The organism is Comamonas antarctica (assembly GCF_013363755.1).
GTDB lineage: Bacteria > Pseudomonadota > Gammaproteobacteria > Burkholderiales > Burkholderiaceae_C > Comamonas > Comamonas antarctica.
This window is the reverse complement of record NZ_CP054840.1, coordinates 348644-375527: the sequence shown is the minus strand read 5'-3', so window position 1 is coordinate 375527 and position 26884 is coordinate 348644. Positions and strand designations below refer to the sequence as shown.

Annotated in this window: 25 protein-coding genes; 11 read left to right on the top strand and 14 right to left on the bottom strand. The window is 68.0% G+C overall.

Features of this window, described 5'->3' with window-relative positions:
• Window positions 1–10: 10 nt before the first annotated feature.
• The 5 genes from HUK68_RS01755 to HUK68_RS01735 all read right to left on the bottom strand — a co-directional run bounded on the left by HUK68_RS01755 (window position 11) and on the right by HUK68_RS01735 (window position 7013).
• Window positions 11–1717 (bottom strand): dipeptide ABC transporter ATP-binding protein, encoded by a 1707-nt coding sequence (locus tag HUK68_RS01755; RefSeq protein WP_175502654.1) that lies wholly within the window; start codon window positions 1715–1717, stop codon window positions 11–13.
• Complete coding sequence (locus tag HUK68_RS01750; RefSeq protein WP_175502653.1) at window positions 1714–2658, bottom strand: ABC transporter permease; 945 nt, start codon at window positions 2656–2658, stop codon at window positions 1714–1716. Before HUK68_RS01750 ends, HUK68_RS01755 begins: the two co-directional genes overlap by 4 nt.
• Before the next feature lie 14 nt (window positions 2659–2672).
• Window positions 2673–3638 carry an ABC transporter permease gene (locus HUK68_RS01745; RefSeq protein ID WP_175502652.1) on the bottom strand — a complete coding sequence of 322 codons (966 nt, stop codon included), beginning with the start codon at window positions 3636–3638 and terminating at the stop codon, window positions 2673–2675.
• A 7-nt stretch (window positions 3639–3645) separates the two neighbouring features.
• Complete coding sequence (locus HUK68_RS01740; protein WP_175502651.1) at window positions 3646–5235, bottom strand: ABC transporter substrate-binding protein; 1590 nt, start codon at window positions 5233–5235, stop codon at window positions 3646–3648.
• 188 nt (window positions 5236–5423) lie between these two features.
• Entirely contained in the window at window positions 5424–7013 is a 1590-nt protein-coding gene (locus HUK68_RS01735) for an ABC transporter substrate-binding protein (RefSeq protein ID WP_175502650.1), read from the bottom strand.
• Between the two features lie 226 nt (window positions 7014–7239).
• Between HUK68_RS01735 and HUK68_RS01730 the strand changes: the two genes are divergently transcribed.
• From HUK68_RS01730 to HUK68_RS01715, 4 genes are all read left to right on the top strand, one after another.
• On the top strand, window positions 7240–7875 hold the full coding sequence (locus tag HUK68_RS01730; RefSeq protein WP_175502649.1) for a histidine phosphatase family protein: 636 nt from the start codon (window positions 7240–7242) through the stop codon (window positions 7873–7875).
• 50 nt (window positions 7876–7925) lie between these two features.
• The gene (locus tag HUK68_RS01725) at window positions 7926–8120 is read left to right on the top strand and encodes a YqaE/Pmp3 family membrane protein (protein WP_175502648.1); all 195 of its coding nucleotides are present in this window, start codon (window positions 7926–7928) and stop codon (window positions 8118–8120) included.
• A 190-nt stretch (window positions 8121–8310) separates the two neighbouring features.
• Window positions 8311–9861: a TerC family protein gene (locus HUK68_RS01720; RefSeq protein WP_175505698.1), complete on the top strand. Its 1551-nt coding sequence runs from the start codon at window positions 8311–8313 to the stop codon at window positions 9859–9861.
• A 42-nt stretch (window positions 9862–9903) separates the two neighbouring features.
• Window positions 9904–10380, top strand: coding sequence for a hypothetical protein (locus HUK68_RS01715; RefSeq protein WP_175502647.1), 477 nt, complete (start codon window positions 9904–9906; stop codon window positions 10378–10380).
• 8 nt (window positions 10381–10388) lie between these two features.
• On the opposite strand, the gene HUK68_RS01710 is transcribed toward HUK68_RS01715, so the two are convergent.
• The 3 genes from HUK68_RS01710 to HUK68_RS01700 all read right to left on the bottom strand — a co-directional run bounded on the left by HUK68_RS01710 (window position 10389) and on the right by HUK68_RS01700 (window position 13124).
• Window positions 10389–11159 (bottom strand): phosphoribosyltransferase, encoded by a 771-nt coding sequence (locus HUK68_RS01710; protein ID WP_175502646.1) that lies wholly within the window; start codon window positions 11157–11159, stop codon window positions 10389–10391.
• A 107-nt stretch (window positions 11160–11266) separates the two neighbouring features.
• The gene (locus HUK68_RS01705; protein ID WP_175502645.1) at window positions 11267–12223 is read right to left on the bottom strand and encodes an N-carbamoyl-D-amino-acid hydrolase; all 957 of its coding nucleotides are present in this window, start codon (window positions 12221–12223) and stop codon (window positions 11267–11269) included.
• A 34-nt stretch (window positions 12224–12257) separates the two neighbouring features.
• Window positions 12258–13124 carry a hydantoinase/carbamoylase family amidase gene (locus tag HUK68_RS01700; RefSeq protein WP_350355233.1) on the bottom strand — a complete coding sequence of 289 codons (867 nt, stop codon included), beginning with the start codon at window positions 13122–13124 and terminating at the stop codon, window positions 12258–12260.
• 114 nt (window positions 13125–13238) lie between these two features.
• Here HUK68_RS01700 and HUK68_RS01695 point away from each other — a divergent pair, with 114 nt between their 5' ends.
• The gene (locus tag HUK68_RS01695; RefSeq protein ID WP_434082452.1) at window positions 13239–14195 is read left to right on the top strand and encodes a lysoplasmalogenase; all 957 of its coding nucleotides are present in this window, start codon (window positions 13239–13241) and stop codon (window positions 14193–14195) included.
• Here HUK68_RS01695 and ruvB read toward each other — a convergent pair.
• Window positions 14144–15196 carry a Holliday junction branch migration DNA helicase RuvB gene (ruvB, locus tag HUK68_RS01690; RefSeq protein ID WP_175502642.1) on the bottom strand — a complete coding sequence of 351 codons (1053 nt, stop codon included), beginning with the start codon at window positions 15194–15196 and terminating at the stop codon, window positions 14144–14146. The genes HUK68_RS01695 and ruvB overlap by 52 nt on opposite strands.
• Before the next feature lie 6 nt (window positions 15197–15202).
• Window positions 15203–15775 carry a Holliday junction branch migration protein RuvA gene (ruvA, locus tag HUK68_RS01685; RefSeq protein WP_175502641.1) on the bottom strand — a complete coding sequence of 191 codons (573 nt, stop codon included), beginning with the start codon at window positions 15773–15775 and terminating at the stop codon, window positions 15203–15205.
• A 48-nt stretch (window positions 15776–15823) separates the two neighbouring features.
• Between ruvA and HUK68_RS01680 the strand changes: the two genes are divergently transcribed.
• The 3 genes from HUK68_RS01680 (at window position 15824) to HUK68_RS01670 (ending at window position 18432) form a co-directional block, all read left to right on the top strand.
• On the top strand, window positions 15824–16795 hold the full coding sequence (locus tag HUK68_RS01680) for a PhoH family protein (RefSeq protein ID WP_175502640.1): 972 nt from the start codon (window positions 15824–15826) through the stop codon (window positions 16793–16795).
• Window positions 16796–16815: 20 nt separating this feature from the next.
• Window positions 16816–17274 carry an rRNA maturation RNase YbeY gene (gene ybeY, locus HUK68_RS01675; RefSeq protein WP_175502639.1) on the top strand — a complete coding sequence of 153 codons (459 nt, stop codon included), beginning with the start codon at window positions 16816–16818 and terminating at the stop codon, window positions 17272–17274.
• A 405-nt stretch (window positions 17275–17679) separates the two neighbouring features.
• Window positions 17680–18432: a sulfite exporter TauE/SafE family protein gene (locus tag HUK68_RS01670; RefSeq protein WP_175502638.1), complete on the top strand. Its 753-nt coding sequence runs from the start codon at window positions 17680–17682 to the stop codon at window positions 18430–18432.
• On the opposite strand, the gene dtd is transcribed toward HUK68_RS01670, so the two are convergent.
• Genes dtd through dbpA form a run of 3 tightly spaced genes read right to left on the bottom strand, consistent with a single transcriptional unit; the run spans window position 18406 to window position 21282 of the window.
• The gene (gene dtd, locus HUK68_RS01665; RefSeq protein ID WP_175502637.1) at window positions 18406–18876 is read right to left on the bottom strand and encodes a D-aminoacyl-tRNA deacylase; all 471 of its coding nucleotides are present in this window, start codon (window positions 18874–18876) and stop codon (window positions 18406–18408) included. The two genes, HUK68_RS01670 and dtd, sit on opposite strands and share 27 nt — an antisense overlap.
• 1 nt (window position 18877) lies before the next feature.
• Window positions 18878–19837 (bottom strand): cation diffusion facilitator family transporter, encoded by a 960-nt coding sequence (locus HUK68_RS01660; protein WP_175502636.1) that lies wholly within the window; start codon window positions 19835–19837, stop codon window positions 18878–18880.
• A gap of 47 nt (window positions 19838–19884) precedes the next feature.
• A complete protein-coding gene (gene dbpA, locus HUK68_RS01655) occupies window positions 19885–21282 on the bottom strand; it encodes an ATP-dependent RNA helicase DbpA (RefSeq protein WP_175502635.1) in 1398 nt (465 codons plus the stop codon).
• Window positions 21283–21404: 122 nt separating this feature from the next.
• On the opposite strand from dbpA, the gene HUK68_RS01650 reads away from it, so the two are divergent.
• The 3 genes from HUK68_RS01650 to HUK68_RS01640 are packed head-to-tail and all read left to right on the top strand — an operon-like array spanning window position 21405 to window position 25555.
• Window positions 21405–23492, top strand: coding sequence for a putative bifunctional diguanylate cyclase/phosphodiesterase (locus tag HUK68_RS01650; protein WP_175502634.1), 2088 nt, complete (start codon window positions 21405–21407; stop codon window positions 23490–23492).
• 3 nt (window positions 23493–23495) lie between these two features.
• Entirely contained in the window at window positions 23496–24977 is a 1482-nt protein-coding gene (locus tag HUK68_RS01645) for an AMP nucleosidase (RefSeq protein WP_175502633.1), read from the top strand.
• Window positions 24974–25555 (top strand): DNA-3-methyladenine glycosylase I, encoded by a 582-nt coding sequence (locus HUK68_RS01640; RefSeq protein ID WP_244146227.1) that lies wholly within the window; start codon window positions 24974–24976, stop codon window positions 25553–25555. Before HUK68_RS01645 ends, HUK68_RS01640 begins: the two co-directional genes overlap by 4 nt.
• Here the strand turns inward: HUK68_RS01640 and purT are convergent.
• Entirely contained in the window at window positions 25536–26777 is a 1242-nt protein-coding gene (purT, locus tag HUK68_RS01635) for a formate-dependent phosphoribosylglycinamide formyltransferase (RefSeq protein ID WP_175502632.1), read from the bottom strand. The genes HUK68_RS01640 and purT overlap by 20 nt on opposite strands.
• Between the last annotated feature and the right edge of the window lie 107 nt (window positions 26778–26884).

Here is a 26884-nt window from a genome sequence, read left to right as displayed (position 1 = left end):
CTGGCAAGCCTCAATGCGCGTGCTGGATGTCCGGCACCGCCGCCATCAGCGCGCGCGTGTAGTCATGCCGGGGCGCATCGAGCACCGCCTGCGCATCGCCGGCTTCGACCAGCCGGCCGCGCTGCATGACACCGATGTCGTCGCACATGTGGCGGATGACCGCGAGGTTGTGGCTGATCAGCAGATAGGTCAGGCCGCACTCCTCCTGCAGATCGCGCATCAGGTTCAGCACCTGGGCCTGCACGGACACATCGAGCGCCGAGGTCGGTTCGTCGCAGATGATGAACTCAGGCTGGCTTGCGAGCGCGCGCGCGATGGCGATGCGCTGGCGCTGGCCGCCCGAGAACTGGTGCGGGTACTTGCGCGCGTCGTCGGGCGTCATGCGCACGCGGCGCAGCGCCTGGGCCACGCGCTCGGCGGTCTCGTCGGGGCGCGCGCTCAGGGCCAGCACCTCCAGCGGTTCGGAAATCAACTGCGCCACGGTCCAGCGCGGGTTCAGGCTCGCATACGGGTCCTGGAAGATCATCTGGATGCGCCGGCGCAGGTCGACCTGGGCCTCGAAGCGGTCCTTGCCATCGAACAGCACCTGGCCGCGCGTGGGCAGCGTGAGGCCCGCGACCATGCGCGCCACCGTCGATTTGCCCGAGCCCGATTCGCCGACCAGCCCAAAGGTGCGGCCCTGGCGGATCGCGAAACTCACGTCGTCCACGGCCTGCAGCAGCTTGCGCGGCTCGCGCGATACCAGGCGTTCGAGCCAGCCCGGCGACAGATCGAATTCCTTGCCCAGATGGCGCACCTCGACCAGGGTCTTGGCCGCGCCGGGGTTGGCGCGTGGCACGGGTTCGGCCTTGACGGCCGGGGCTGAAGCCGGGCTGCCAACTTCCGGCACGGGCAGCCGCTCCAGCCGCTCGTGCACGGACGGGATTGCCGCCATCAGCACCCGCGTATAGGGCTGGGCCGGCCGGTCCAGCACTTCGCGCACCGGGCCGGTTTCGAGCACCCGGCCCTGGTACATGACCATGACCCGGTCGGCGGTCTCGGCAATGACGCCCATGTCGTGGGTGATCAGCATCGCCGCGGCGCCGCGCTCGCGGCACACGCGGCGCAGCAGCGCGATGATCTGCGCCTGTACCGAGACATCGAGTGCCGTCGTCGGTTCGTCGGCAATGACCAGTTGCGGCTCGGCGCACAGCGCCAGCGCAATGGCCACGCGCTGGCGCATGCCGCCCGAGAACTGGTGCGGGTACTGGCCGAAGCGCAACCTGGGATCGGGAATCTCGACTTCCTCGAGCAGCGCCAGCGCGCGCGCCCGCGCCTGGGCTTCGGTCACCGGCAGGTGGGTGCGGATGGTTTCCACCAGATGCCGGCCCACGGTGTAGACCGGGTTCAGGCTGGTCAGGGGGTCCTGGAAGATCGAGCCAATGCGCCGGCCGCGGATGCGGCGCATGGCCTCGCCGCGCAGTTCGTCGATGCGCTTGCCGTCCAGCTCGATGGTGCCGCTGGAAATGCGTCCGGGCGGGTCGATCAGCCCGATCACGGCCGCGCCCGTCATGGACTTGCCCGCGCCCGACTCGCCGACCACGCCCAGGATTTCGCCGGCGCCAATCTCGAAGCTCACATCGTCCAGCACCTGCACCGGGCCGCGGTAGGTATCGAAGGTCACGCCCAGCTGGCGCACGCGCAGCACCGGCGGGGAAAAGTGGTCGGTAGCGCTCATTGCAGCTTGGGATTGAGGGCGTCGCGCAGCCAGTCGCCGACCAGGTTGACGGACAGTGCCAGGGCCAGCAGCACCAGCGAGGGGAACAGCAGGATCCACCACTCGCCCGAGAACAGGAAGCCCTGGCCGATGCGGATCAGCGTGCCCAGCGACGGCTGGGTCGGCGGCAGGCCCACGCCCAGGTACGACAACGTGGACTCGGCGACGATGGCCTGCGCGAAACTGATCGCGGCAATGACCAGGATGGGCGCGAGCAGGTTGGGCAGGATATGCCGGCCCAGGATCGCCGTGCGGCTGCGGCCGATCAGCTGCGCGGCCAGCACATAGTCTTTTTGCTTCTCGACCATGACGGCGCCGCGCACCGTGCGCGCGTACTGCACCCAGTCGGACAGCGCGATGGCCAGGATGATGACCAGCACCGCGGCCTGATCGCGCGCGCCCTCGGGCACCACGCCGCGCACGATGCCCAGGATCAACATCGCCACCAGGATCACCGGGAAGGTCAGCTGCACGTCGGCCAGGCGCATCAGCAGCGTATCGAACCAGCCGCCGGCGTAGCCCGCGACCAGGCCCAGCGGAATGCCTATGCACAGCGACAGCAGCACCGCCGATACACCGACCAGCATCGACATGCGCAGCCCGTAGAGGATGGCCGAAGCCACGTCGCGGCCCTGATCGTCGGCGCCCAGCGCGTAGAACGCGCCGTGCAGGCCCTCGGAGCCGGGCCGCAGGAAGGCGTCGTTCAACTCCAGCGCCGCGGAATCGAACGGGTTCTGCCACGCCAGCCAGGGCGCGAACAGCGTGGCCAGCACGATCAGCAGCAGCACCGCCGAGGCCAGCTGCACGGTGCGCGAGCGCGCAAACGCGCGCTTGACCGGCGAGTCGCTCTGGCGCCAGCCGCGCCGCGCGGCGGGCAAGGGTTTCTCGATCACTTCGGGCATGTCCGGTTCCTCTCTCAGCGCCGGCGCAGGCGCGGGTCGACGGCCAGGTAGAGGAAGTCCACCAGCAGGTTGATCACCACGTACAGCAGCGCGATGAACATCAGGTAGGCCGCGATCAGCGGCACATCGACGCCCTGGATGGACGAGATGAAGAGCAGGCCCACGCCCGGCCACTGGAACACGGTTTCGGTGACGATGGAAAACGCGATCAGCGTGCCGATCTGCAGGCCGGCAATGGTGATGACCGGAATCAGCGTGTTGCGCAGCGCATGGCCGAAGTACAGGTCCTTCTCGCGCAGCCCGCGCGCGCGGCCGAAGCGGATGTAGTCGGAGCGCAGCACCTCGAGCATCTCGGCGCGCACCAGCCGCATGATCAGCGTCATGTTGTAGAAGCCCAGCGTGATCGCCGGCAGGATGATGGCGCTCCAGCCCGAGGCCGTGAGCAGGCCGGTCTCCCAGGCGCCGACCTTGACCGTGGTGCCGCGGCCGAACGAGGGCAGCCAGCGCAGCTCGACGGCAAACAGATAGATCAGGCCGATGCCGATCAGGAACGTGGGCAGCGAGACCCCGATCAGCGAGCCGGTCATGACCGCGCGGCTGAGCCAGCCTTCGCTTCTGAGCGCGGTATAGACGCCCAGCACCAGGCCGATCGCCAGCGCGCCGACCGAGGCCAGCAGCGCCAGCTCCAGCGTGGCCGGCAGGCGCTCGGCAATGACTTCGCTGACCGGCCGCTTGAGGCGGTAGGAGATGCCCAGGTCGCCCTGCACCACCTTGCCCACATAGTTCAGGTACTGCAGCGGCACGGGCTTGTCGAAGCCCAGCTCGGCGTTCAGCGCCGCGCGTTCCTCCAGCGTTGCATCCTCGCCCAGCAGGCTGATCGTCGGGTCGCCGATATGGCGGAACACCATGAACGCAATGAGGGAGACCGCGAGCAGCACCAGGGCCGACTGGCCCAGGCGCCGCAACAGGTAGGCGAGCATGCCGGCCTCACTTCGCGGCCAGCTTCACATCCTTGAACAGCACGGCGTTGTCCGGGTGCACCGGTACGTCGATGCGCTTGATCGAGGCGAAATGGATCACCTGGTCGTGCAGCGGAATGTAGAAACGCTCCTTCTGCACCACCTCCCAGATGCGCGCAATCGTCTGGTCGCGCCTGGCCTTGTCGGCCTCGGAAGCCAGCGACACGATGTCGGTATCGACCTGGGCGTTGCTGAAGCCCGTGGCGTTGGTCGGCCCGCGTCCGTCCTTGCCGCGCGTGTGCACCAGGAAATCGAAGATATACGCCGAGTCATAGGTCGGCACGCCCCAGCCATAGAGGTAGAAGTCGAGATCGGCGTTGTTGATGGCCACGCTCTGCTGCGCGATCGGCCGCGCGACCACCGTGGTCTTGATGCCCACGCGGCCCAGGAAACCGGCAATCGCGGTGCTGATGGCTTCGTCGTTGACGTAGCGGTCGTTCGAGGTGTGCAGCGTCAGGTCGAAACCGTTCGGGTAGCCGGCATCGGCCAGCAGTTGCCTGGCCTTGGCGGCATCGGCCTTGGGATAGGCGGCCATGGCCTTGCTGTAGCCGTTGACGAACGACGGCGCGATCATGCCCGAGGGAATCGACAGTCCGCGCATGACCGAGCGCTTGATCGCGTCGCGGTCGATGGCCAGATGGATGGCTTCGCGCACGCGCGCATCGGCCAGCGGGTTCTTGCCCTTGAGGCTCGAATGCTTGAGCTCCTTGCCGCCGACGTTGAGGCCCAGGAAGATCGAGCGGTTTTCCGGGCCTTCGTTGATGCGCAGGCGCTGGTCCTGCTTGAGCCGGGCCACGTCCTGCGCGGGAATGTCCTGCGCGAAGTCGACCTCGCCCGACAGCAGTGCGGCCACGCGCGTGGCCGGCGACTTGATCGGCAGGTAGATCAGCTCGGTGATCTGCAGCGGCGCCTGGCCCTTGCCCCAGTACTGCGGGTTGGCCTTCATGACCGTGCGCGCGTCCTGTTCGCGGCTCACCAGCTGGTAGGGGCCGGTGCCGTTGGCGTTGCGCGTGGCGAAATTCTCGGTGGAACTGGCCGGGTCCTGCGTGGTCTCCGCGCCCTTGGCCTTGGCCCAGGCCTCGTTCATGATGAACAGATTGGTCAGGTTGTCGGGGAAGATCAGGTTCGGGCCGTTGGTCTTGACATGCACCGTGAGCTCGTCGACGGCCTTGGCCTCGACCATCGAGGCCAGCAGCGACTTGACCTGCGCCGTGGGGCCCTTGGCACGGTTCAGCGAGAACACCACGTCCTTGGCCGTGAACGCCGCGCCATCGTGGAATTTGACGCCGGGACGCAGCTTGAATTCCCAGACCGTGGGGTCGGAGGTGAGCTTCCACGCCGTGGCCAGCGTGGGCACGAGCTTGCCTTTGGCGTCGCGCGTGACCAGCGTCTCGTACATCTGGTGCGAGAGCACGAAATTGGTGCCGGTGTTGAACGAGTGCGGATCGAGCGTGGTGGGATCGGAGGCACGCGCCCAGCGCAGGGTCTCGGCTTGGGCGCCGCTGGCAGCGAGCAGGCCTGCGGCAAGCAGGGACGAGGACAACAATTTCAGCAGCATCGCATTTCCCCCCAACAAAGTGAAAGAAGCCAAGCAGCGCGCAGCTTTCCCGCCCGCTGCCGCATTGCACGCCACACCGATGCAAGATCCAGGCCCGCATCCTGTGCCGCAGCCATCTTGGGGTGGCACATCACGGCAATCAAGGGGGTAAACGTCAGGGCATCGCGGCCCGGCCCACCCAAGATGTGTCACTTGGTTTCAAACTTGACGTCCTTGAAATGCACCTCGTTTTCCGGATGGACCGGGATGTTGAGCCGCCGGATGGAGGCGAAATGCACCATCTGGTCATGCAGCGGAATGTAGAAGCGCTCCTTCTGCACCACGTCCCAGATGCGCTGTATGGCCGCGTCGCGCTTTGCCTTGTCGGCCTCGGCGGCCAGCGAAGCAATGTCGGCATCGACGCGCGCATTGCTGAAGCCCGTGGCATTGGTCGGCCCGCGCCCGTCCTTGCCGCGCGTATAGACCAGGAAGTCGAAGATATAGGCCGAGTCATAGGTCGGCACGCCCCAGCCGAACAGGTAGAAGTCGGCGTCGGCGTTGTTGATGGCCACGCTGTGCTGCGCGATCGGCCGCGCGACCACCGTGGTCTTGATGCCGATGCGGCCCAGGAAACCGGCGACGGCGGTGCTGATCGCCTCGTCGTTCACATAGCGGTCATTGGTCGAGTACAGCGTGAGATCGAAGCCGTCGGCATAGCCGGCATCGGCCATCAGCTTCTTCGCGCGCGGCACGTCGACCTGGGGATAGGCCGCCATGGCCTTGGTGTAGCCATGCACGAACGGCGGCGCGATGATGCCCGAGGGAATCGACAGCCCGCGCATGACCGAGCGCCTGATCGCATCGCGGTCGATCGCCAGGTGGATGGCTTCGCGCACGCGCGCATTGGCCAGCGGGTTGCGGCCCTTGAGCGTCGAATACTTGAGTTCCCTGGCGCCGACATTGAGGCCCAGGAAGATGGAGCGGTTCTCCGGCCCTTCGTTGATGCGCAGGCGCGGGTCCTGCTTGAGGCGCGCCACGTCCTGCGCCGGCACGTCCTGGGTGAAGTCGACCTCGCCCGACAGCAGCGCGGCAATGCGCGTGGCCGGCGACTTGATCGGCACATAGATCAGCTCGGTGACCTGCAGCAGCGCCTGGCCCTTGCCCCAGTATTGGGGGTGGAGCTTCATCACGGTCTTCGCATCCTGCTCGCGGCTGACCAGCCGGTAGGGGCCCGTGCCGTTGGCGTTGCGCGTGGCGAAGTTCTCGATGCTGGTGGCCGCATCCTGCGTGGCCGTGGCGCCCTTGGCCTTGGCCCAGGCCTCGTTCATGATGAACAGGTTGGTGAGGTTGTTGGGAAAGATCAGGTTCGGACCGCTGGTCTTGACCTGCACCGTGAGGTCGTCGACCGCCCTGGCCTCGACCATGGACGACAGCAGCGACTTGACCTGCGCCGTCGGGCCCCTGGCACGGTTCAGCGAGAACACCACGTCCCTGGCGCCGAGCGTTGCACCGTCATGGAACTTCACGCCCGGGCGCAGCTTGAACTCCCAGACCGTGGGGTCGCTGGTCATGTTCCAGGACGTGGCCAGCGCGGGCACCAGCCGGCCGCGCGCGTCGCGCGTCAGCAGCGTCTCGTACATCTGGTGCAGCAGCGCGAAATTGGTGCCGACATTGAAGGCATGTGGATCGAGCGAGGTGGGATCCGACGCGCGCGCCCAGCGCAGCGTTTCGGCCGGGGCGCCTGCCGCGGCCAGCAGGCCGGCAGCCAGAAGCGAAGAAAGCAGTGGTTTGCGCAGCATCGCAGTCTCCTTGGCTAAAGGTGGGACAGGTACTGCCTGCGATCTTGGCGGCGGCCCGCGCCCCGGCAAAGGATGCAAGCACCGCCCCTGTGTCGGCCACTGCCGCGCGTGCATGCGCAGCAGCACCGCCTTTGCCTGGCGGGCACGGCGCTCGAAACCCTTCTGCGGCCCGGCCAAGCCGGTTGCCGCACAATCGCCGGTTACCGCCTCTTGATTGTTCCGCCGCATGCAAGCCACCCGCATCATTGCCATCCGCCACGGAGAAACCCCCTGGAACGCCAGCGCCCGCCTGCAGGGCCACCAGGACATTCCGCTCAACGAACTGGGCCTGTGGCAGGCCGAGCAGGCGGGCCGGGCGCTGGTCGATGAGCCCGTGGCGCAGATCTACAGCAGCGACCTGCAGCGCGCGTACCAGACCGCCGAGGCCGTGGCCCGCGCCACGGGCGCGCCGCTCGCGGCCGACCCCGGCTTGCGCGAGCGCAGCTTCGGCATCTACGAAGGCCGGACCTTTGCCGAGCTCGAAGCCGAGCTGCCCGAAGTCGCGCAGCGCTGGCGCCAGCGCGACCCCGAATTCACGCCGCCGGGCGGTGAATCGCTGCGCATGCTGCGCGAGCGCGTGCGCGCCACCGTCGAGCGGCTGGCCGCACGCCACGCGGGCGAGCTGATCGTGCTCACGGCGCACGGCGGCGTGCTCGACACGCTGTACCGCCTGGCCACGGGCCAGGAGCTGCAGGCGCCGCGCACCTTTGCGCTCGGCAACGCGGCCATCAACCGGCTGCTGTGGAGCCCGCAGGGCCTGGGTCTGGTGGGCTGGGCCGACACCAGCCATCTTGAAAATACGGCGCGCGACGAAATATGTTGAGTACGGCCTGCGGCGGCTTAGGACCGCTGGCTCATCTTTGATGGATCACCATGCGACTGCTTCTTGCCCTGCTGCTGCCCTTTTCCGTGTTCTTCACCATCGGCCGGCCATTTTCCGGATTGCTGTGCCTGGTGCTGCAGATCACGCTGATCGGCTGGATTCCGGCGGCCATCTGGGCCGTGTATGCGCTGAGCCAGTACAAGACGGACCAGAAGATCGACCGGATGCTCAAGCGCCGCAATTGAGCCGCAATTCCCGGCCCCGGGGCAGCGCGCCGTGGGGACGAATTTTGGAGACGGCTTGAACTTTCTTGCAGAATGCGGCTCTGAGAACGTCCTCAGCCAACTGCAAGAACATGCCTGACAAACCTGCCCCCGCGGCAAACGATGCGTTAATTCCGGCCTCCATTTCCACTCCCGATGGAGGCCGCCAATGATCGAGTTATTCAGCGACCCCGCCATCTGGGTCGGCCTCATGACCCTGGTGCTGCTCGAGATCGTCCTGGGCATCGACAATCTCATCTTCATCGCCATCCTTTCCGAAAAGCTCCCGCCGCACCAGCGGGACAAGGCCCGGATCATCGGCCTGAGCCTCGCGCTGTTCATGCGCCTGGGCCTGCTGACGATCATCTCCTGGATCGCCACGCTCACCACGCCACTGATCAATCTCGGACCGCTGTCCTTCTCGGGACGCGACCTGATCCTGCTGCTCGGCGGACTGTTCCTGATCTTCAAGGCCACCACCGAACTGCATGAACGCATGGAAGGAGTGACCCACTCCTCGAATGCCGGCAAGGGCTACTCGAGCTTCTTCGCGGTCGTGACGCAGATCGTGATCCTCGACGCGGTGTTCTCGCTGGATGCGGTGATCACCGCCGTGGGCATGGTCGACGACCTGCCGGTCATGATGGCCGCCGTGGTCATCTCGATCGGCGTCATGCTGCTGGCGTCGAAGCCGCTGACGCGCTTCGTCAACGCGCACCCGACGGTGATCGTGCTGTGCCTGAGCTTCCTGCTGATGATCGGCTTCAGCCTGGTCGCCGAAGGCCTGGGCTTCCATGTGCCCAAGGGCTACCTCTATGCGGCCATTGGCTTCTCGATCCTGATCGAGTTCTTCAACCAGGTCACGTCGCGCAATGCCAAGGCGCTGGAGCAGCGCATTCCGCTGCGCGAGCGCACGGCCAACAAGGTGCTGTCGCTGATGTCGGCGCGCCAGGCGCATGCGGTGCACGAGGCCGCGAGCGCCGATACGCCGGCCGAGCCCCAGGCCTTTGCGCCCGAGGAACGGCTGATGGTCACGGGCGTGCTGTCGCTGGCCGAGCGCAAGGTGCGCTCGATCATGACGCCGGTGTCGGACGTCGACTGGGTGGACCTCAACGGCGATGCCGAGGACATCCGGCTGTCGCTCAACGACAACCCGCACAGCTACCTGCCGGTCTGCAACGACAGCATCGACGAGCTGGTCGGCGTGGCGCGCGCCAAGGACATGCTGCGCGACCTGATGCAGTTCGGCTCGATCCAGCCCGGCACCATCAAGCGCCCGCTGTTCGTGCAGGAAAGCACGGGCGTCATTGCGCTGCTCAACGACCTGCGGACCTCCAAGGGGCGCATGGTCATCGTCAAGAACGAGTTCAACGTGATGTGCGGCGTGGTGACGCCGATCGACGTGCTCGAAGCCATTGCCGGCGAGTTCCCGGATGAGGACGAGACCTTCACCATCCAGAAGTCGGCCGAGCACGACAACCTGTGGATCGCCAGCGGCGCCACCGACCCGCATCTGGTGCAGCAGCTGCTCGACACGCAGCAGCTGATCCATGCCAACGACTTCTATGCCACGCTCAGCGGCCTGCTCACCGACCGCCATGGCGGCGTGCCGGCCAAGGGCACGCAGATCGACATCGGCGACTGGCGCTTCACGGTGCTGGAAAACGAAGACGATGTGCTTGGCAAGGTGAGCATCGAGAGAATTGGTCCCGCGCAACATTGATGGCCCTGCCCTGCCGGCCCGCGCCGGCAGGGCGCCTCTTCCATGAACAAGATCCCGATGCTGTGCGGCGCAGCGGCCCTGGCTGCGCTGAGCGCCTGCTCCGAGTTCCGCGAGCGGCTGACCGAAGGCTATCCGACCGAGGATGTGGTCATCGACAAGGACCGGGCTTCGCCCAACCAGCTCGCCGATGCGCTGAACCAGATCGCGCGCCTGTCGCTGATTGGCGACGACTGGGAGTTCGAGGACGAGCGCGACCGCTGCACCGTGACCGTGATCGAAGGCGACACGCGCCACGCCCGCCGGCTGAGCCTCAAGGACGCGAGCTTCGAGATCCGCCGCGACAAGGACAGCGGCAAGTACTACGCCGTCCTGAAGAATCGCGAGCAGGTGCGCCTCGATCACGACGCCATGCCGCTGCGCCTGTTCGAGACCGACTCCTATCACGGGTTGTCGATTGCCGAGGGCTATCTGATGGCGCTGGCGCAGAAGTGCACGGCCAGCCTGGCACCGCCGGCCTGACGCCGGCCTCAAGCTTCGGGCATCCAGCCCGCCGGCGTGCGCACCAGCATGGGCGCGTCCAGCGCGCCCAGCACCGGCACCGGCCGGCCACCGGCCTGGCGCAGGCGCTCGCGCCAGCGCGTGCCCTGGCGCATGGCCACCGCGGCCGCCACCACCTGCGCACCGCAACGCTCGAGCAGCCGCAGGGCCGAGAGCATGGTCGAGCCGGTGCTCACGGTGTCGTCGACGATCAGCACGCGCCTGCCGCCGAGCAGCGCCGCCTGGTGCGGATCGAGATACAGCCGCCGGTCCTGGCCCGGCGAGGTGATCGAGCGCACCGGCTCGGACAGCTCGTCGCGGTACCAGTACTTGCGCGAGAAACCCAGGGGAATGAAGCGCGCATGGCCCAGGCCGCGCGCCACGGCGGGCGCCAACGACAGGCCCAGCGTCGGCAGCCCGACCACGGCATCGACCGTGAAGCCGCGCGCCTGCTCGACCATGGACTGGGCCAGCGCCTGCACCACCTCGAGCGCGGCCTGGTTCGCCACCAGCGATGCCATGCAGCGCCCGGGATCGCCGGGCAGCGCGCGCAGCGGCAGCAGCAGATAGCGACCGTCGCGCAGCCGCGCGGGATAGCTGCGCTGGTACGGCGGCGCCGCGGACTGCGCCAGCTCCCCGGCCGTGACGATGCGCTGCCAGTAGCCGCTGGTGGCGTCGAAGCCTGGATCCGGCCATGCGCCGGCCGCGCTGCCGGGCCGCGGCTCGGTTGCCGCAATGGGCTGCCCACGGAGATCCGCCATATCCATCCTCGCGTGCCGGAGGTGCCGGCGGCGCGCCGATCATAGCCAGCGCAGCCGGCGCGCCAGGGCCCCGGCCCTGCGGCCGACCCAGGCATTGCGCGCGGCGTTCAGGCCCCCGTCAGCCGCGTGCCATCCGCGGCCAGCGTCTCGCCCTTGCGCGCGGTGATCAGGCCGTAGCACTCGGGGTGGCGGTGCAGGTCGAAGTTGAAGGTCGTGCGCTTGTAGACCGCGCAGAAATCGAGGTCGCAACGGCCGACCACGACTTCGTCATCCTTGGTCACGCAGCGCGTCACGACCTCGCCCGAGGGCGCGACCAGCAGGCTGCCGGCAATGCTCTCGACGCCCTCCTCGAGCCCGCCCTTGGCGACGCTCGCCACCCAGCAGCCGTTCTGGTAGGCCCCAGCCTGCACGGCAAGCTGGTTGTGGAACAGCGACAGGTCGTCGTGCTGGGGCGCGGGCGCGTTGTGCACCGGCGTGTTGTAGCCAATGAACACCAGCTCCGCGCCCTGCAGCGCCATCACGCGGTAGCTCTCGGCCCAGCGCCGGTCGTTGCACAGCGCCATGCCCACGGTGCCGCCAAAGGCCTGGTACACGTCGAACGACTTGCCCGGCGTGAAATAGCGCTTCTCCAGATGCTGGAACCTGCGCCAGGGCTCGTGCTCGAAGTGCCCGGGCACGTGGATCTTGCGGTACTTGCCGACAATGCTGCCGCTGCGGTCGACGAGGATGGCGCTGTTGTAGCGCATGCGCCGGCCGCCCTCCTCGGCGAGCTCGGCATAGCCGAGGTAAAAACCCACGCCAAGCGCGCGCGAGAGTTCGAACAGCGGCAGTGTTTCCCGGCTGGGCATGGTCGGCTCGAAGTAGCGGTCGATCTCGGCGTCGTCCTCGATGAACCAGCGCGGAAAGAAGGTCGTGAGCGCGAGTTCGGGGTAGACGATCACCTGTGCGCCGAGGCTGTGCGCCTCGCGCATCATGGCGCACAGGCGCGCGACGACGGCCGTGCGGGAGTCGGCGCGCTGCACCGGGCCCAGTTGGCCCAGGGCGACATTGACGATTCGGGACATCCTGGAATTCCTTGAATGAAGCGGTGAGGGAGGATCAGCGGTCGGCGCGTTCGAGCAGCACCTGCAGCAGCACGTTCGCACCCTGCACCAGTTGCTCGGGCGCGGTGAATTCACGCACGTTGTGGCTCAGGCCGTCGCGGCTGGGCACGAACACCATGGCCGTGGGGCAGACGCGCGCCAGCATCTGCGCGTCATGGCCCGCACCGCTGGGCAGGCGCAGCGTCGACAGGCCTTGTGCCCGGGCCGCGCGCTCCACGCTGTCGACCAGCGCGGCGTCGAAGGCCACGGGCGCGAAATCGGCCAGCAGCCGGTGGCTCAGCAGCACGCCATGCTCGGCCGCGATGCGGCGCGCGCCGGCCAGCAGTGCGCCCTGCGCCTGCTGCAGCAGCGCGCCGTCGGTGTTGCGCAGATCGACGGTCATGAGCGCGCTCTGGGCAATCACATTGACGAGGTTGGGCTGCAGCGTGAGCGCGCCCACGGTGGCGAGCTGGCGCCCCGCGAAGCGCTGGCTCAATGCGTGGACCAGCGCCGCGACGCGCGCCGCGGCCATGCCCGCGTCCTGGCGCAAGGCCATGGGCGTGGTGCCCGCATGGTTGCTGCGGCCGGTGAACGTGAGCTCGGTCCAGCAGATGCCTTGCACGCCTTCGACCACGCCGATCGCAATGCCTTCGCGGTCCAGCACCGGTCCCTGCTCGATATGCAGCTCGACAAAGCTGTCGACGCACGGGCAGCCCACGCGCGCGCGGCCCGCATAGCCTATGCGCAGCAGTTCCTCGCCGAGCAGCGCGCCGTCGTCCACGGCGCGCCGGGCCAGCGCGTCTTGCAGCGGCATTCCACCCACATGCACCAGGCTGCCAAGCATGTCGGGCTGAAAGCGCGCGCCTTCCTGAGCCTGGCGCAGGGCACCCTGGCGCAGGGCACCCTGTCGAAGGATGAGCGGCCGCGCTCAAGTGCCGAGCCGCCCAAGGGTTCCCCTGCATCCCCAGCATGGGAAGTGCGCGACACAATCGCTGGCATGCACCTTCCCCGCTATGCACTGGCCTGGTCGGGCCCGGCCCTGGGCATCCTGCTGGCACTGCTGTTTGCCTGGCGGGTGCTGGCCGCCGATACCGGGCATCCGCCCCTGGCCGGGTTCAGCATTGCCTGGGCCACGGTGCTGGCCAGCCTGGTCGCAGGCGTGGCCGCGCTGCGCAGCCGGCTGAGCCCGGCACTGGCCTGCATGCTGCAAGCCGGCGCCCTGGCCACGGCCAGCAGCGCGCTGGGCCTGCAACCCTGGCATCTGGTGTTCAAGCCGCTGGCCATGCTGTGCGCGATGGCCGCGGTGGCGCTGCACATGCGCCGCCATGGCGTGCAGCGCGGCCACTGGCTGCTGCTGGCGGCATTGGCCGCGTCGCTGGCCGGCGACGTGTTCCTGATGCTGGGCGGGCTGTTCATTCCCGGCCTGGTGGCGTTCCTGCTGGCCCACCTCTGCTACATCGCGCTGTTCAAGCAAGGCCGGCGCTGGTTCGCGCTGCGCGATGCGCTGGCGCTGATCCTGCTGATCGGCGTGTCCGTCTATGCGTTTCTGTGGCAGGGCGGCCTGCCCGCGGCGCTGCGGCTGCCGGTGGCGGCCTATGTGCTGGTGATCGCGCTGATGGCCGCGCAGGCCTGGGGCCGCTGGTACCAGGCCGCGCGCGCTCCGAACGGACGCGGCCCGGCCGAGGGCGGCCCCGCCGATCGCGGCCCGGCCGATGGCGGCCCCGCCGATCGCGGCCCGGCCTTGCTCGTGGCGCTGGGGGCGAGCAGCTTCATGCTCAGCGACACGCTGCTGGCCACCAATCTCTTCGTGCAGCCGCTGCCCTGGGCGCAGCTGGGCGTCTTGTCCAGCTACTACCTCGCGCAGGCACTGATCGTCACCGGCCTGCTCTGCGCGCCGCGGCCTCAGGCATCGGCGTCAGGCAGGGCCGGCGGCATCATGCCCAGGTGGAGATAGGCCGCCTTGGTGGCGATGCGCCCGCGCGGCGTGCGCTGCAGATAGCCTTGCTGGATCAGATAGGGCTCGATCACGTCCTCGATCGTGCCCGCCTCCTCGCCGATGCTGGCCGCGATGTTGTCCAGCCCCACCGGGCCGCCATCGAAGCGGTGGATCACGGCTTCAAGCAGCTTGCGGTCCATGATGTCGAAGCCCTGCGGATCGACGTCGAGCATGGCCAGCGCGCGGTTGGCGATGTCCTGGGTGATGCGGCCGTCGCCCTTGACATCGGCGTAGTCGCGCACGCGGCGCAGCAGCCGGTTGGCGATGCGCGGCGTGCCGCGCGAGCGGCGTGCGATCTCCCAGCCGCCTTCGCTGTCGATGGGCACGCCCAGCAAGCCGGCGCTGCGCACCACGATGCGGGCGAGTTCCTCGGCAGTGTAGAACTCGAGCCGCGCGACGATGCCGAAACGGTCGCGCAGCGGGTTGGTGAGCATGCCCGCGCGCGTGGTCGCGCCGACCAGCGTGAACGGCTGCAGGTCGAGCTTGATCGAGCGCGCGGCCGGGCCCTCGCCGATCATGATGTCGATCTGGTAGTCCTCGAGCGCGGGATAGAGGATTTCCTCGACCACGGGCGAGAGCCGGTGGATCTCGTCGATGAACAGCACATCGTTGGCCTCGAGATTGGTGAGCAGCGCCGCCAGGTCCTTGGGCTTTTCCAGCACCGGGCCGCTGGTCTGGCGCAGGTTCACGCCCAGCTCGGCGGCAATGATGTGCGACAGCGTGGTCTTGCCCAGGCCCGGCGGGCCGAACAGCAGCACATGGTCGAGCGCCTCGCCGCGCTTTCTTGCCGCGCCGATGAAGATCTCGAGCTGCTCGCGCGCCTTGGCCTGGCCCACGTACTCCTGCAGCAGCTTGGGACGCAGCGCGCGCTCCATCGCCTCCTCATGGTGCGACAGCGGCGCCGCGGAAATGGCGCGCTTGGGCGGCGCGGGCGCGAAATCGTCGGTGTGGATGGTCATGGGGGATTATTTCGCCAATGCCTGCAGCGCGCGCTTGATGCCATCGCTCACGCCAATGTCGGGCGGCAGGGCCTTGAGCGCGGCCGCGGCTTCCTTGTCGTTGTAGCCCAGCGCCAGCAGCGCCTGCAGGATGTCGTTCTGGTTCTCGTTGGTGAACAGCGACTTCGAGCCCATGTCGGCGCCGATCTTGCCCTTGAGTTCGAGCAGCAGCCGCTCGGCGGTCTTCTTGCCGATGCCCGGCACCTTGATCAGCCGGCCCGCTTCCTGCAGCGTCACCGCCTGCGCCAGGTCCTCGACGCCCATGCCGCTGATGATGGCCAGCGCCGTGCGCGGGCCCACGCCGGTGATCTTGATCAGCTCGCGAAAGGTCTGGCGCTCGCTGGCGGTACCAAAGCCGAACAGCAGCTGCGCATCCTCGCGCACAATGAAGTGCGTGAGCAGGCTGACCTGCGCACCCGTCGCAGGCAGGTTGTAGAAGGTGCTCATCGGCACCTGCACCTCGTAGCCCACGCCGTGGCAGTCTACCAATACCGTGGGCGGGTTTTTATCCAGCAGCGTGCCGGTCAATTTGCCTATCATTGAAGTCCTTTGCCGCCCCGTTGGCAGCTCTCGATTGGAATTATCCGCGTGATCCTGCGCCACACCTTCACACCCCACAACAACACCCGTCTGAGCCACCTCTGCGGGCCCGCAGACGTGCACCTGCGCACCATCGAGACCGCGCTCAAGGTCTCGATCGCCCATCGCCACGAGCAGTTCAAGATCGACGGCCCGAAGGCGCGCGCCCAGGAAGCGCTGGAAATGCTGCAGGCACTCTACGAGATGGCCGATGACCCCATTCCCGAGGCCCACCTGCAGCTGATGCTGGCCGGCGACAGCGAACTGCTCGAAGCCCCGACCGGCGCCATCCAGCTGAGCACGCGCCGCGCCGACCTGCGCGCGCGCACCACGACGCAGAACCTGTACCTCGAGAATATCGCCAGCCACGACATCACGCTGGGCATCGGCCCCGCGGGCACCGGCAAGACCTACCTGGCCGTGGCCAGCGCGGTCGACGCGCTCGAGCGCAGCGCGGTGCAGCGCATCGTGCTGACGCGCCCGGCCGTCGAGGCCGGCGAGCGCCTGGGTTTCCTGCCCGGCGACCTGACGCAGAAGGTCGATCCCTATCTGCGCCCGCTCTACGACGCGCTCTACGACCTGATGGGCTACGAGAAGGTGCAAAAGGCCTTCGAGCGCAACGTGCTCGAGATCGCACCGCTGGCCTTCATGCGCGGGCGCACGCTGAACAACGCCTTCGTCATTCTCGACGAGGCGCAGAACACCACGCCCGAGCAGATGAAGATGTTCCTCACGCGCATCGGCTTCGGCGCCAAGGCCGTGGTCACGGGCGACGTGAGCCAGATCGACCTGCCCAAGGGCTCGCTCAGCGGCCTGATCGACGCCGAGCGCGTGCTCAAGCGCGTCAAGGGCATTGCCGTGACCCATTTCACCAGCGCCGACGTGGTGCGCCACCCGCTGGTGGCGCGCATCGTCGATGCGTACGAAGCGCGCGGCAGCCAGCCGGCGGCGCGCAGCCGCGCGCGTGCGCGCGACGAATGACCGTTTCCGCCTGATTTCCCATGTCCCTGCAACAACTGCAACTCTCCCTGCAATTCGGCCGCTTCGACGCCGCCGCCGCGCACCGCGCCGTGCTGTCCCGAAGCAAGGTCACGCGCTGGATCCGCCACGCGCTGGCCGCCGACGCCGAGATCACCGTGCGCATCGTCGATGCCGCCGAAGGCCAGGCACTGAATCTCCAATACCGGCAAAAGGATTACGCCACCAACGTGCTGACCTTCGACTACCAGCAGGAGCCGACGGTGCTGGCCGACCTGGTGCTGTGCGCGCCCGTGGTCGAACGCGAAGCGCAGGAGCAGAACAAGACGCTCGAGGAGCATTACGCCCACCTGCTGGTCCACGGCACCCTGCACGCCCAGGGCTGGGACCACGAGACCGGCGAGGAAGACGCCGAGGAAATGGAAGCGTACGAGAGCGACATCATGCGCGAGCTGGGTTTCGAGGCCCCGTATCAAAAGTAGGCGCGCTTCTGGGTCATCCCTGCACCTGTGGATAGGCTTAGGAACAGCGCCCTGCTCCCGTTCGTGGTGAGCCTCCCTCCCCCGCGTTCGTGGTGAGCCTCCCTCCCCCGTTCGTGGTGAGCCTGTCGAACCATGAACGGCTATCCCTCATGCCTGGAGCACAGGCCGTTCATCCTTCGACGCGGCCGGCCAGGCAGGCTCAGGACGAACGGGGGTTGTCCGTTCGCGCCGTGCCTATCCTGGCGCAGCGCAGCCTTCCTAGCACACCCTCCCCCTCCCAACACCCCAAAACAGTCACCACTGTTTTGCGTGACCGCTGTCGCGCATGACCGCGCCAGACCGCGGGTACCGCACTAAGATGGTGCGCATGACCGGCGACCACGCCGGCACCAGAGGGGACAAGACATGGGGGAATGGAGTCTGCTGCTGGCCGCAGCATTTGTCGCGGGCGCGCTCAATGCCGTGGCCGGGGGCGGCAGCTTTCTGACGCTGCCGGCGCTGGTGTTCACCGGCGTGCCGCCGGTCATGGCCAATGCCACCGGCACGGTGGCGCTGCTGCCCGGCTATCTGGCCGGGTCCTGGGGCTTTCGCGAGGATATCGAGGCGCCGCCCGGGCTGTCGATGAAACGCGTGATCGGGCTGGCACTGCTGGGCGGCGCGGCCGGCGCGGCGCTGCTGCTGGTCACGCCCGAGGCCACCTTCCGCCGCGTCGTGCCCTGGCTGCTGCTTGCCGCCACGGCGATGTTCGCGTTCGGACCGCAACTGCGCCAATGGGCGGCCGGCAAAGACCACAGCCAGGCACCCTCCCCGCTCAAGGCCGGCCTGGGCATGCTGGCGGTGGCCATCTATGGCGGCTATTTCAATGGCGGGCTCGGCATCGTGCTGCTGGCGCTGTTCGGCCTGCTGGGCCAGACCCGGCTCGCGGCGATGAACGGCATGAAGAACCTGGTGTCGGCGCTGCTCACGGCGATTGCCGTGGTGGTCTACGCCGCGGGCGGCCTGGTCGAATGGCCGCAGGCGCTGGGCATGATGGTCGCGGCCACGCTCGGCGGCTATGGCGGCGCGCGCCTGGCGCGGCGTATTCCCGCGGCCTGGCTGCGCGCCGGCATCGTCGTCACCGGGCTGGTGATGTCAGCCCTGTTCTTCTGGCAGCAATGAGCGCGGCGCGACCCGCAGCGGAACGGTGACGGGGCCGTCATTGACCAGGTGCACCTGCATGTCGGCCGCGAACCGGCCGGTCTGCACCACGGGATGCAGCGCCCGCGCCTGCTCGACCAGATAGTCATAGAGGCGCCGGCCTTCATCGGGCGCGGCGGCCTGCTTGAAGCTCGGGCGGTTGCCGCTGGCGGTGTCGGCGGCCAACGTGAACTGGCTCACCAGCAGCAGCCCGCCATTCACGTCCTGCACGCTGCGGTTCATCTTGCCCTGCTCGTCGCTGAAGATGCGCAGCTTGAGCAGCTTGGCCAGCAGCTTGTCGGCCTCGGCTTCGCTGTCGCCGCGCTCGGCGCACACCAGCACCAGCAGGCCTTGTTCGATGCGGCCGCAGGTTTCGCCGCCGACGTCCACGCGCGCGTTCTTCACGCGCTGCAATACGCTCATCATTTCAGGTTTCCCTCTGTGGGCCCGGCTGTGCCTGGGCCTCGGTTCTTTCCATCGCCGTCACTGCGCCCTCGGGCAGCAGTTCGATCGTCGCCTGCAGTCCGGGCTCGATCTGCATCAGCGCCGCTTCGACCTGTTCGCGCTGGCGCGCCGCATGGCCCAGCGTCCATCCCTCGGGCACATGCATGTGCAGCGTGACAAAGCTGCGCTGGCCCGCGCGGCGCGTGCCGATATGGTCGAAATGCACTTCGCTGCTGGCCAGACGCGCGAGTTCGGCTTCGATGCGCGCCAGTACTTCGGGCTCGACCGCCTGGTCCATGAGTCCCTGGGACGAACGCCAGACCAGCCGTACGCCTTCCTTGCAGATGTTCAGCGCGACCGCGATCGCCACCACGGGATCGAGCCACAGCCAGCCCGTGAGGTGCGCGGCCGCGAGCCCGGCGACCACGCCCACCGAGGTCCAGACATCGGTCAGCAGATGCCGCGCATCGCCTTCGAGCGCCACCGAGCGGTGCAGCCGTGCGGAGCGAAACATCACCCACGCCAGCGCGCCGTTGAAGCCGGTGCTCACCAGCGACAGCGCCAGGCCCCAGCCCAGCTGCTCCAGCGGCGCCGGCGCCTGCAGGCGCAGCACCGCGGCCCACATAATGGCCAGCGCCGCCGCGAGCACCAGGATGCCCTCGAAGCCCGCCGAGAAATACTCGGCCTTGGTATGTCCGTAGGGATGGTCCTCGTCGGCGGGCCGCTGCGCAATGGTGACCATGGTCAGCGCGAAGATCGCGCCGGCCAGGTTCACCAGCGATTCCAGCGCATCGGACAGCAGGCCGACCGAGCCGGTCATCGCCCAGGCCAGGGTCTTGAGCACGATGGTCAACACCGCCACCGCCACGGACCACCGCAGCAGGTTGGACGGGCTCAGCCAGCGCACCGCGCGCGGCGAACTCCACACCGTTTCATCGAGCATTCATTCACCCCTCCCGGATCCGCGCCCGCCAGCTGGCGCCAACGGACTTAAAGCAGTCTTGCCTTGACGCTCTTGCCCTTGACGCGGCCCGCATTGAGCTTGGCCACGGCCGCGCCCGCAATGCGGCGGTCGACGGCGACATAGGTCGAGAAGTCGTTGACGTTGATCTTGCCGATCTGCTCGCGCGTGTAGCCGAAGTCGGCGGTCATCGCACCCATCACGTCGCCGGCGCGGATCTTCTCGCGGCGCCCGCCGATGATCTGGATGGTCTGCATTGGCGGCAGCAGCGGCGCATTGCTTTGCGGCTTGAGCGTGGCCAGATCCGACCACTCGGTGGCGCGGCCCTGCAGCACCTCGATCTTGCCGACGCTGCCCATTTCATCGAGGCTGACCAGGTTCAGCGCCAGGCCTTCGGCGTCGCCGCGGCCGGTGCGACCGATGCGGTGGATGTGGATCTCGGCGTCGGGCGTGACGTCGACATTGATCACCGCCGCCAGGTTGGCGATGTCGAGACCGCGCGCGGCCACATCGGTGGCCACCAGCACCGAGCAGCTGCGGTTGGCGAACTGCACCAGCACCTCGTCGCGCTCGCGCTGCTCGAGTTCGCCGAACAGCGCCAGCGCGCTGAAGCCCTGGGCCTGCAGCAGCGCCACGAGATCGCGGCACTGCTGCTTGGTGTTGCAGAACGCAATGCTCGATTCGGGGCGGAAATGCAGCAGCAGATCGGCCACGGCCTGCAGGCGCTGGCTTTCGCTGACCTCATACCAGCGCTGCACGATCTTGCCCTCGCTGTGCTGGGCCTGCACGGTGATGCGCTGCGGCTGCTTCATGAAGCGCGCGCTCAGGTCGGCAATGCCTTCGGGATAGGTCGCCGAGAATAGCAGCGTCTGGCGCGCCGCCGGGCACTGGCGCACCACGGTGTCGATGTCGGCGTGGAACCCCATGTCGAGCATGCGGTCGGCTTCGTCGAGCACCAGCGTGTTCAGGCCCGACAGGTCAAGCGCGCCGCGCTCCATCAGGTCCATGACCCGCCCTGGCGTGCCGACCACGATGTGGGCGCCGTTTTCCAGGCTCGCGATCTGCGCGCGCGAAGGCACGCCGCCGTAGACCGTGACGACCTTGATGTTGTCGTGCGCGCGCGCCAGGCGGCGGATCTCGGTGGCCACCTGGTCGGCGAGTTCGCGCGTCGGGCACAGCACCAGCGCCTGCACGCCGAACCAGCGTGGATTGAGCCGCGTCAGCAGCGCCAGGCCGAAGGCCGCGGTCTTGCCGCTGCCGGTGCTGGCCTGGGCAATCAGGTCCTTGCCCAGCAGCGCGGGCGGCAGGCTCGCGGCCTGGATCGGCGTCATCTGCAGGTAGCCCAGCTGCTGCAGGTTGGCAAGCATCTCGGGACTGAGGGCCAGCGTGTCGAAACCGGCGCTGGCGGGGGAAGAGGAGGCATTCATGGACGCGATTATCCCGGCGTCGGTCCAGTCGAGCATGGCGCAGGGCTGAAGCGTCAGGGAATTGACCGCTGCGTCAATGCCTCGGCTTACGTTATAAACAAGGTATTCCCATAGGACGGCAGATGCCACCCAGCTCCAGTGCGCCCAGCCTCGAAGACAGCAGCGACAGCAATGCCATGCTGCGCCTCATCATTGATGCGGCGGCCGGCATGCTGGCCTATTTCGAGGCCGATACCCTGTGCTGCCGCTTCGCCAACCAGCCCTATGCCGCCTACTACGGCTTCACGCCCGAACAGATGCTCGGCATGCGCCCCTGGGAGATCATGGGCCAGGACAACTGGCAGGCCATTGCCGAGCATGTCGAGCGCTGCCTGCGCGGTGAGTACGTGCGCTATGTGCGCCACGCGCTGTCGCCCGCGGGCGTGCCGCGCGAAATAGAAGTCCGCATCACGCCGCATCTGGAGCAGGGCACGCTGCGCGGCGCGGTGGTGCAGGTGCTCGACCTGAGCCAGGGCCGCTCGGTGCAGCAGCAGCTCGATGAAAGCGAAGAACGCATGCGGCTGTTCTCCGCCGCGACCCATGAAGCCATCGTGCTGCACCGCGACGGCGTGGTGCTCGATGCCAATGCGGCGCTGCTGCGGCTGGTCGGCTACAGCCTCGACGAGATCCGCGGCAAGACGGTGCTGCAGTACCTGGACAAGGAATTCTGGCCGCTGGCGCTCGACGCCATGCAAAGCGGGCGCAATGCCACCTACAAGGCCTCGGTGCGGCACAAGGACGGCCACAGCATCCCGGTGGAGATCGACGCGCTGGTCATGCCCGCGGGCCGGGGCACGCAGGACTACCGCATGGTCGTGCTGCGCGACATCACCGCGCACCAGCAGGCCCAGGCACAAGTGCGCTTCCTGGCCGAGCACGACGCGCTGACGCGGCTGCCCAACCGCTGGCATCTGACCGACCAGCTCGAACAGCTGATCCTGCAGGCGCGCGAGCAAAAGCGCGCGGTCGCGGTGCTGAGCCTCGATCTGCGGCATTTCTCGGCCATCAACGACTCGCTGGGCCACCAGGCTGGCGACCAGGTGCTGTGCGAAGTCGCGCAGCGCCTGTGCAGCTGCGTGCGCCCGCACGACCTGGTGGCGCGCGCCGGCAGCGATGAATTCATCGTGGTGCTGGGCGGCGGCACGACGCGCGCCGAAACCGAACTCATCACGCGGCAGATGGTGGCCCTGCTGGAAATGCCCTGCCAGGTGGCCGCGCAGCAGCTGGTCGTCGCGCCGGCCATCGGCATTGCGATCTTTCCCGAGGATGGCGAGAACGTCGAGGCGCTGCTGCGCAATGCCGGCGCGGCACGCTATCTGGCCAAGGAGCACGGCCACCAGCCGTTCCAGTTCTACACGCCGGCGCTGGAAAGCCGCGCCAGCCGCATGCTCAACCAGGAGCAGCTGCTGCGCCAGTCGATTGCCCATGGCGGTTTCGAGCTGCATTACCAGCCGCAGGTGCGCTGCGACACCGGCGCGCTGTCGGGCTTCGAGGCGCTGGTGCGCTGGCGCCACCCGCAGCGCGGCCTGGTCAGCCCCGAGGAGTTCGTCGCGCTGGCCGAGGCCCGCGGGCTGATCACCGCCATCGACCGCTGGGTGCTGCGCCGCGCCTGCCGCGAGGCCTGCGGCTGGTATGCGCAGGGCATGCCGCGCGTGCCCGTGGCAGTGAACATGTCGGCGCAGGAGTTCCGCCACAGCGACCTGGCCAGCGATGTCGCCGCGGTGCTGGCCGAAACCGGGCTGCCGGCGCAGCTGCTGCACATCGAGCTCACCGAAAGCACGCTGATGCATTCCGACGCGCAGGTGCAGCGCACGCTGCACGCGCTGCAGCAGCAGGGCGTGGAGATGGCCATCGACGACTTCGGCACCGGCTACTCGTCGCTGGCCTACTTGAAGCGCCACCCCATTCACCAGCTCAAGATCGACCGTTCGTTCATCACCGACCTCACCGAGAACGACGACGACACCGCCATCGTCACCGCCATCGTGCAGATGGCCAAGAGCCTGCGCCTGCGCACCGTGGCCGAAGGCGTCGAAAGCGCCGCGCAGCTGGCGGCGCTGCGCGCGCTGGGCTGCGACATGGCCCAGGGCTATCACATCGCGCCGCCCATGCCCGCCGACCAGGTTCTGCAGTGGCAGCAAGATTATTGTCACAAGCTGCAGGCACAATAGGCCATGGAACAGTTCACCGATGACCGTGCCATCGTCCGGCACTCCTCCCCCGAGCAGGCGCTCGCCCATATCCAGCAGCTCTACCGCGAGCAGATCGGCCACCTGCGCGATGCCATGCAGCGCTTCGTCGCCGGCGAAACGCCGCGCTCGCCGGTGCATGCCTACTACCCCAAGGTACGCGTGCACACCCACACCGTGGCGCGCGCCGACACCACGCTGGCCTATGGCTTCGTCGAAGGCCCGGGCACGTATGAAGCGACGCTCACGCGCCCCGACCTGTTTGCCAGCTACTACGCCGAGCAGCTGCGCCTGCTGCGCGCGAGCCATGAGGTGGACTTCGAGGTCGGCCTGAGCGACAAGCCGATTCCCATCCACTTCTCGTTTGCCGACAACGACCATATCGAAGGCACGCTCACGCCCCAGCGCCGCATGCTGATGCGCGACGTGTTCGATCTTCCCGACCTCGAGTCCATGGACGACGGCATTGCCAACGGCACCTGGCAGCCGCAGCCCGGCGGCGCGATGCCGCTGTCGCTGTTCACCGCGCCGCGCGTCGACTACTCGCTGCACCGGCTGCGCCACTACACCGGCACCGCGCCCGAGTGGTTCCAGAACTTCGTGCTGTTCACCAACTACCAGTTCTACATCGACGAGTTCATCCGCCTGGGCCACGCCGAGATGGCGAATCCGGACAGCGAGTACTGCGCGTTCGTCGAACCCGGCAACGTGGTCACGCGCCGCAGCGGCCTGCCCGCCGAAGCCATCGACGAATTCGGCACCCCGCCGCCGCGCCTGCCGCAGATGCCGGGCTACCACCTGGTGCGCGCCGACAGCAGCGGCATCACCATGGTCAACATCGGCGTCGGCCCGGCCAACGCCAAGACCATCACCGACCACATCGCCGTGCTGCGCCCGCATGCCTGGATGATGCTGGGCCACTGCGCGGGCCTGCGCAACACCCAGCAGCTCGGCGACTACGTGCTGGCCCACGCCTATGTGCGCGAGGACCATGTGCTCGACGAGGAACTGCCGCTGTGGGTGCCGATTCCGGCGCTCGCCGAGATCCAGGTGGCGCTGCAGCAGGCCGTGGCCGATGTCACGCAAATGCCCGGCAGCGACCTCAAGCGCATCATGCGCACCGGCACCGTGGCCAGCACCGACAACCGCAACTGGGAGCTGCTGCCCAACAACATGCCGCAGCTGCGCTTCAGCCAGAGCCGCGCCGTGGCGCTGGACATGGAGAGCGCGACCATTGCCGCCAACGGCTTCCGTTTCCGCGTGCCCTACGGCACGCTGCTGTGCGTCAGCGACAAGCCGCTGCACGGCGAGATCAAGCTGCCCGGCATGGCCAACCACTTCTACCGCGAGCGCGTCGACCAGCATCTGCGCATCGGCATGCGCGCCATCGACATCCTGCGCGCGGGCGGCGTCGAGCGGCTGCACAGCCGGAAATTGCGCAGCTTCGCCGAGGTAGCCTTCCAGTGACGGCCCTCATGCGCTGCGCCTGGGCCAACGCCGACGCGCAGATGCAGCACTACCACGACACCGAATGGGGCGTGCCGGTACGCGATGCGCGAGAACTCTGGGAAACGCTCATGCTCGAGGGTTTCCAGGCCGGGCTCTCGTGGCAGGTGATCCTGCGCAAGCGCGAGGCCTTCCGCGCAGCCTTTGCCGGGTTCGATCCCGTGGCGGTGGCCGACTTCGGCCCCGAAGACGTCGAGCGGCTGATGGGCAATGCCGGCATCGTGCGCGCGCGCGCCAAGATCGAGGCGACCATACGCGGCGCGCAGATCTACCTGGAGATGCAGGCCAGAGGCGAAGACTTCGCCGAATACTGCTGGTCGTTCACCGAAGGCCGCACCCTGCGCGGCACCGGCGTTGCGACGCAAACCGACCTGTCCACACGGATCTCCAGCGATCTCAAGCGCCGCGGCTTCAAGTTCGTCGGCCCGACCATCGTCCATGCCTGGACGCAGGCCGTGGGCATCGTCGACGACCACGCGCCCGGCTGCTTCATGCGCAGCCAGGCAACAAAGCCCGATCTCAGGCCAGCCGCGGCTTGACCTTGCCGGCCGCGAGGCGCGCGCGCTCGCGTGCCAGCGCGATATCGTCATGGCGCGCCAGCGCCACGCCCATGCGGCGCTTGGCAAAGCTCTCGGGCTTGCCGAACAGGCGCAGGTCGGTGCCGGGCACGGCCAGGGCCTCGGCGACACCATCGAACACCATGTCTTCGCCTTCGACGCCGCCATAGATCACGGCGCTCGCGCCCGGGTTGCGCAGCGAGGTATCGACGGGCAGCCCCAGGATGGCGCGCGCATGCAGCTCGAATTCGCTTTGCCATTGCGTGGCCAGCGTCACCAGGCCGGTGTCGTGCGGGCGCGGGCTGACTTCGCTGAACCAGACTTCGTCGCCGCGCACGAACAACTCGACGCCGTAGAGGCCCAGGCCCGCGGGCTGGCCGTCGCGGTCCATGCCCAGGTTCTGCGTGACGGCCAGCGCCATCGCCTGCGCACGCTCCAGCGCCACGGGCGCCATCGGCTGCGGCTGCCAGCTCTCGACGTAGTCGCCGCTCTTTTGCAGATGGCCCACGGGCGCGCAGAAATGCGTATGGATCTGGCCATCGGCGCCGCGTGCGCGCACCGTCAGCAGCGTGATCTCGTAGTCGAAGTCGATGAAGCCTTCGACGATGACGCGGCCGTGGTTGACGCGGCCGCCGGCCATGGCCGTGTCCCAGGCCGCAGCCACGTCCTGCGGGCCGTCGATCTTGCTCTGGCCCTTGCCCGAGCTGCTCATCACCGGCTTGACCACGCAGGGATAACCAATGGCGGGCTGGCCGTCATGGCCGTCGATCGCGGCCTGCAGTTGCGCCAGCGAGTCGCAAAAGCGGTAGGGGCTGGTGGGCACGCCCAGCGTCTCGGCGGCCAGGCGGCGGATGCCTTCGCGGTCCATGGTCAGGCGCGCGGCGCGCGCCGTGGGCACCACGCGCACCACGCCCGCGGCTTCGAGTTCCTCAAGCATGGGCGTGGCAATGGCCTCGATCTCGGGCACCACCCAGCCCGGCTGCTCCTGCTCGACCAGGGCCTTGAGCTGGGCCGGATCGCTCATCGCAATGGTGTGGGCGCGGTGGGCGACCTGGTGGCCGGGCGCGTTCTCGTAGCGGTCGACGGCAATCGTCTCGACGCCCAGGCGCTGCAGCGCGATGAGCACCTCCTTGCCGAGTTCTCCGCTGCCCAGCAGCATGACTTTGGTGGCGTGGGGGGCGAGTGGAGTTCCGAAAGTGGTCATGGCAATCGATGGGATGGAGGCAGGAAGACGATGAAAGCCGGCAGCCGCGGGCAACGCACGCGCCGCGCGCCGGCAGCAGCAGGCTGGATTTTTACCGATTTGCAGTG